The organism is Loktanella sp. D2R18, from assembly GCF_003318235.1.
Classification (GTDB): Bacteria; Pseudomonadota; Alphaproteobacteria; order Rhodobacterales; family Rhodobacteraceae; genus Yoonia.
On sequence record NZ_QOCG01000028.1, the window covers coordinates 1 to 6,190 of the forward strand.

Consider the following 6,190-nt stretch of genomic DNA (forward strand, 5'->3'; position numbering starts at 1 on the left):
GGGAACTAGGGGCACCTCAGGTTGCCGATTTTGGACTTGTCGCTGATCTGTTTGACGCGGTACCTGAACTGGTCGAAAAGCTCAGTTAAGATTTTTCGCGCATGCTGTTTGGGGTGGCCCCGTACCAACGATGGAAGGCGCGGTAAAACGCGGCTTCTTCGGCGTATCCCACTTCCGCTGATATTTGCGAAATCGGCATCGCTGTCCGGGACAAAAGCGCGGTGGCCCGGTTGCGTCGCTGCTCGTCCTTCAACTGCGTAAGACTATGCCCGCTTTCTTTTAAAAACCGGTGCAAAGAGGATCGCGACATCCCCAGCCGATCCGCGACCTGTGTCGCACTTGGCCAATCTTCGGCAGGACCTGACAGGCATTTGCTGATGACCTCGTGTTTGATGCCATCGGTTTCGCGATACCCCCGCAAAAAAGCCTCGGGAAGGTTTCGCAAAAAGACCTTGAGGTCTTGCTCAGATCGGTCGGTTTTTCGGGACAGATACTTTTTATCGAATACCAACCGTGCCGCCGCTGCATCAAACGAAACGGGCACACCGAAGAAATCACCATAGTCGTTTTGCGCGTCCGGCTCTTTGCAGGGAAAATCCACTGCCTTGATCGGAATACGTTCCCGCGCGGCCCAGCAGCTAAAGCCGTGCAGAATGGTGAAAAATGCGCGGTATTTGAACGCATTTCCGGGCGGAGTGATTTCATGCAAAGTGATGACGCAATTGCGCCCTTCAACATCTATGGTGCCATACGGATCGTCCAGCACCACCTTCAAAAAACGCAAACTCCGGCGCAATGCCACGTCAAACGTGGCCGCCCCCCGGATCGAATGCCCGAGCAACGTCGTGCTGCCGGGCCGCATGGCACGCGTGCCGAGGCCGAAAAATTCGTCGTTCATCTGATACGATATCTCGAGCCAAACGCGCCCGAACTCTTGCGTATCAAGTTGATCGAGCTGATCCGATGAAACCTGTGCCGCGTCCAGAATTTGGCTTGGGTTGGCCCCGCCCCGTGCTGCACTGTCCAAGGCTTCTTTGACGAAAATAGGAGCTACTTGCCGACGCCGCATATTACTGTCCTTTCGTGTCAAAACCAGCAGACAATGTGACACTGATAGCACCATATGCAAGTGCTATTCCTAACATCACAGGACAGCCCATTAGCGCAGATCAAACGAAACGAGTGGGTCCAGTCTCGCACAGCCACCTATTACGAAGAGGAAGCCCCATGATTTTGGATGAAACCCAATCAGCGATCCAGGACATGGCCCGCCAATTTGCCAAGGCCGAACTGTGGCCCGGCGCAGAAGACCGCGACCGCGAAGCGCGTTACCCCAAAGACGAATTGGCGAAAATGGGCGAACTGGGGTTCCTTGGCATGCAAGTGCCCGACGAATACGGCGGTTTTGACGCAGATTTCGTAAGCTACGCCAGCGTGATCGAGGAAATCGCCGCTGGTGATGGGGCCTGTGCGACAATCATGTCTGTGCACAGTTCTGTTGGCTGTGGCCCCATTCGCGATTACGGCACAGAAGTCCAGAAACAGAAATACCTACCAAAGCTGGCATCAGGTGAGTGGATTGGCGGCTTCGCGCTGACCGAACCGCAGGCCGGGTCGGACGCATCAAACCTACGGACCACGGCCGTTTTGGATGGCGACCACTACGTCATCAACGGTGCAAAGCAGTTCACCACCTCGGGCAAGAACGGCCAGATAATTATCATTTTTGCAGTGACCAATAAGGCGGCTGGAAAACGTGGGATCAGTGCTTTTATCGTCGAAACGGATACTCCCGGTTACGAAGTTGTGCGCGTTGAAAAGAAGCTGGGCATCCATTCGTCAGACACATGTCAGATCTCCTTTGAAGACATGTGCATTCCGGCGGAGAACCTTTTGGGCACTGAGGGACAAGGATACAAAATCGCTCTCGCTAATCTGGAAAGCGGTCGGATCGGTATTGCAGCCCAAGCCGTAGGCATGGCGCGCAGTGCGTTCGAATATGCCCGCGATTACGCCGTTGACCGTCAGGCTTTCGGGAAATCTATTTTTGAACAACAGGGCATCTCGTTTCAGCTGGCGGATATGGACACTCAAATTGAAGCAGGGCGTCAGATGGTGTTTCATGCCGCTGCATTAAAAGACGCGGGCAAACCTTGCCTACGCGAAGCGTCGATGGCCAAGTTGTTGACATCCGAGGTGGCCGAAAAGGTGTGTTCGCAGGCTATCCAAATTCTTGGGGGCTATGGTTACCTAAGCGATCATCCCGTCGAGCGGATTTACCGCGACGCCCGTATTTGCCAGATTTATGAGGGCACAAGCGAAATCCAACGCTTGGTGATTGCCCGCAACATTCAGGCCGAGGCGGCGGGGTAGTTATGATGAAAGGCACAGAATCCGCAGACATCCTGATCCGTAAGACAGGACGCGCGGGGCATATTACGTTGAACCGCCCCGATGCGCTGAATGCGTTAACAGCGGACATGTCGGTGGCGATTGAAGCGGCTTTGGACGACTGGCGCGCTGACGCATCGGTTGAACTGATTATACTGGACGCGGCTGGGCCAAAGGCATTTTGCGCAGGCGGTGACATTGCCGACCTGTATGCACAGGGGACAGCGGGCGAATACGGTTTTGGCCACGCGTTTTGGAAACAAGAATACCGTTTGAACCTCAAAATTGCGACCTTTCCGAAACCTGTTGTTGTCTTCATGCAGGGCTTCACCATGGGTGGCGGCGTTGGCCTTGCAGGGCATGCATCGCACCGGATTGTTGGTGAAAGCTCTAAGATTGCGATGCCGGAATGTGGCATCGGCCTGATCCCCGACGTGGGCGGCAGTTTTATTCTGGCCCGCGCACCTGGACAGGTTGGTGTCTATCTGGGCCTGACGGGAACGCGGATGGAAGCCGAGGACGCGATCTATGCGACCTTTGCCGATCATTTCGTGCCTGAGGCCGATTGGGATCGTTTGAAATCCGCGTTGGCGGAAAACGCCAATGTCGCGGACATCACGGACATGGCGCAACCTGCTCGGGGTGGTGTTTTGTACCAAAACCAAAGTGAAATTGACGCGCTATTTGCTGGGCAAACTCCGGCTGAAATTCAAAACACACTTGCCGCGTCCGAAACAGAGTTTGCCCAATCCGCGGCCAAAAAGCTGGGCAAAGGTGCGCCATTGGCACTGGCCTGTGCGCTAGCCACAATTCGGGCCGGGCGCGAAGGTGATCTTTCAGACGCGCTGGCGCGTGAATACAGGTTTTCGTACCGTTCCCAAGACCAAGGCGACTTCATCGAGGGAATCCGCGCCCAGATCATTGATCGGGATTTTACGCCAAAATGGCGCCATGCAACGCTGGATGTGCCCCTCGACGATGTGAACAGCATGTTGGCAGATCTCGGCCCACACGAATGGACAGCAACAGGAGACGCAGCATGAAAATCGCATTTATCGGACTTGGAAATATGGGCGGCCCGATGGCTGTAAACCTCGCGGCGGCAGGCCATGAGGTAGTGGGCGTCGACCCCGTCGCGGCACCAGACGGCATGACGATGGCAACATCCGCCAAAGACGCATGCGCGGGCGCTGATGTGGCCATTACCATGTTGCCGAACGGTGCGATCCTCCGTGCCGTTGCATCAGAGGTGATCCCCGCCCTGCCCGCTGGTGCAGTCTTTATCGATTGTTCAACCGTGGATGTTGAAAGTGCGCGTGCTGTTGGTGCCGATGCCAAGGCCGCTGGTTTGGGGATGCTCGACGCGCCAGTTTCTGGTGGGATCAAGGGCGCCGCAGACGGCACGTTGACCTTTATGATCGGCGGCTGCGAAGACGCCTTCGCAGCTACCAAAAATCTGTTCGATATCATGGGTCAAAAGGCCGTTCATTGTGGTGCGTCAGGGTCCGGCCAAGCCGCAAAAATCTGTAACAACATGATCCTTGGAATCACGATGCTGGGCACCTGCGAAGCCTTTGCGATGGCTGATAAATTGGGCCTTGATCGCCAAGCGATGTTTGATGTGGTGTCCACGTCTTCCGGATACAGCTGGACAATGAATGCCTACTGCCCGGCCCCAGGCGTTGGCCCCGCTAGCCCAGCGGACAACGATTATAAACCGGGGTTTGCAGCGGAACTTATGCTCAAGGATTTGGGCCTGTCCCAAGACGCAGCCCGCGCCTGCGATGCGGACACACCAATGGGGGCTTTGGCGAATGCCCTTTATGCAAAGTTTGTGAACGAGAACGGCGGCCAAGGCGTCGACTTTTCCGGCGTTTTGCCATGGCTGTCTGCACGCGGAAACCAAGACGCTTAAGTCACGTCTAACAATTGCAAAAAGGCCCAACAGGAGCACACTGGTGGGCCTTTTTTATGAGCATGCGCTGTGCTTAGATAATCTTACGCAGGATATTTCCGACCTTGTGTTGGTAGGTGCGCAAAGGTGGATTGAACAAGAAGGACGCGTTCAATTTAGGTTGGGAGAACACGGACTTCAGATGGCTGAATGTGTCGAAGCCAGCCTTACCGTGGTACGACCCCATTCCAAAATCCCCCAACTCCGCCGAAAGCCACTCTCCGCGTGTTTGTCGGTAAAGATAGCCTCGTTTGCTGGCAACTCTATTAAACTTGCACGAGCCATCAACGATCAGGGCGAACCGGCGGCGTAAAAGCTGCCCGTGCATGCGCAGCCACTTCGCGCGAGGCGCAGCCGATTGCGTGGTCATTGATCAACCCCATCGCTTGCATAAACGCAAATGCGGTTGTGGGGCCGACAAAACGCCAGCCGCGTTTTTTCAACTCATTTGAAAGTGAAACTGAGGCGGGTGAGGTTGTGCGGCTTTGCGGAGTGATCCCCTCCACTTTGGGCTCAAACCCCCATATGAAAGCGGCAAGCGAGCCTTCGGTATCAACCAATTCGCAGCAACGTTGGGCGTTATTAATGACAGCCGTGATTTTGCCGCGGTGCCGGACGATGCCTGCATCATTTAGCAAACGTTCGACATCCACGTCATCAAACTGAGCCATTTTCCGAAAATCAAATCCGGCAAAAGCCGCGCGAAAATTCTCGCGTTTGGTCAGGATCGTGCGCCAGCTAAGACCCGACTGAAAACTCTCAAGGCAAATCTTTTCAAACAGGCGAATATCATCACCCACCGGATAACCCCATTCGTTGTCATGATAGGCGATGTAATCTTCGGTGGCGGCGCACCAGCCGCAACGGGGAACGTTATCGGTTGGGTGGACGTATATCGACATTAATGCATCCTTTCTTGTGGGGCAGTGGGTCAAGACCCACCCTACATTTTGCGCCCAATTGTAGTGATCGGTCCATCGCAAAATGGATCCTTCTCAACGGGTCCGGGTGCACGTTTTGAAGGCTCCCATGGGTCCGGCATTTTCGTCTCCTGTAATTTGACTGGGGGTTTCTGCGCCTTTTTCGCGCCCCGCCGCCATGCAGCACGGAACTTCCACACGACCAGCCCATTAATCATCACAATCAAAAAAACGCCGAAGCCGATAATTATGTTATGTTTTTCGATCTCTCGAGCCAGCACCGCGTTGCGCCTGCCGTAAAACGGCTCAACGATGATCAGCTCTCCGGTGAATGCAGGGAGTCCTCGGTCCAACGCCTGAACCACGCGAGACCGCGCTGTTGCGCTGCGCGACATAACCCCCCGCAAGATGGTCCGCCCATTCTGATCGGTCATCGTGGCAAGCGCGCCTAGGGTGTCGAGGACGTCGTTTTCATCAACGAAAAAGGCTAGCTTGGCGACAAGATCACCCTCGGACGGGACTAGCGTCAGAACAATATCTTGGCCTTCGCCCGTCGCGGTTGGATACAACGTCCCACCCAGTTGACCGCTTATCGCCACTTCATCAATCAGGTTCACAAATCCGGATCGGGATAGCCGATGCAGTGGAACCGGCACGGGTGCGGCCGTATCACGGGCCAGTTGAAGCTGCTCGCGCGCCGTAACACTATCGATCACCATCCAGCCAAGCGAGGGCGTCACAGAAAAACTGATGGCGGCAATAAGCCACCAAGGAGAAAAACGAACGAATGAGCGTATAAGCATTATTTGTGTACCGCTAAGAATAAGTCAGATTGAAAAGCGACTTGGCGGTAATCTATCGTGAAATGACGCTAGAGCCATCAAAAGCTATACTGCAAAAAGCAAAAAAGGCCGCCCGATTTCTG

Annotated in this window: 6 protein-coding genes; 3 read left to right on the forward strand and 3 right to left on the reverse strand. The window is 54.8% G+C overall.

Going from position 1 to position 6,190, the window contains the following annotated elements; translation table 11 throughout:
- Positions 1-85: 85 nt before the first annotated feature.
- The gene (locus DS901_RS12935) at positions 86-1,069 is read right to left on the reverse strand and encodes an AraC family transcriptional regulator (protein ID WP_181820866.1); all 984 of its coding nucleotides are present in this window, start codon (positions 1,067-1,069) and stop codon (positions 86-88) included.
- A 158-nt stretch (positions 1,070-1,227) separates the two neighbouring features.
- On the opposite strand from DS901_RS12935, the gene DS901_RS12940 reads away from it, so the two are divergent.
- The 3 genes from DS901_RS12940 to mmsB are packed head-to-tail and all read left to right on the forward strand — an operon-like array spanning position 1,228 to position 4,306.
- Positions 1,228-2,373, forward strand: coding sequence for an acyl-CoA dehydrogenase family protein (locus tag DS901_RS12940; RefSeq protein ID WP_113777360.1), 1,146 nt, complete (start codon positions 1,228-1,230; stop codon positions 2,371-2,373).
- Between the two features lie 2 nt (positions 2,374-2,375).
- Positions 2,376-3,434: an enoyl-CoA hydratase/isomerase family protein gene (locus DS901_RS12945; protein ID WP_258546731.1), complete on the forward strand. Its 1,059-nt coding sequence runs from the start codon at positions 2,376-2,378 to the stop codon at positions 3,432-3,434.
- On the forward strand, positions 3,431-4,306 hold the full coding sequence (mmsB, locus tag DS901_RS12950) for a 3-hydroxyisobutyrate dehydrogenase (protein WP_113777361.1): 876 nt from the start codon (positions 3,431-3,433) through the stop codon (positions 4,304-4,306). The genes DS901_RS12945 and mmsB overlap by 4 nt, the downstream gene beginning before the upstream one ends.
- A gap of 323 nt (positions 4,307-4,629) precedes the next feature.
- Here the strand turns inward: mmsB and DS901_RS12955 are convergent, their stop codons facing one another.
- Together DS901_RS12955 and DS901_RS12960 are read right to left on the reverse strand one after the other, a co-directional pair.
- Positions 4,630-5,247, reverse strand: coding sequence for a DNA-3-methyladenine glycosylase I (locus tag DS901_RS12955; protein ID WP_113777362.1), 618 nt, complete (start codon positions 5,245-5,247; stop codon positions 4,630-4,632).
- Between the two features lie 41 nt (positions 5,248-5,288).
- On the reverse strand, positions 5,289-6,068 hold the full coding sequence (locus tag DS901_RS12960; RefSeq protein WP_113777363.1) for a hypothetical protein: 780 nt from the start codon (positions 6,066-6,068) through the stop codon (positions 5,289-5,291).
- Positions 6,069-6,190 lie beyond the last annotated feature (122 nt).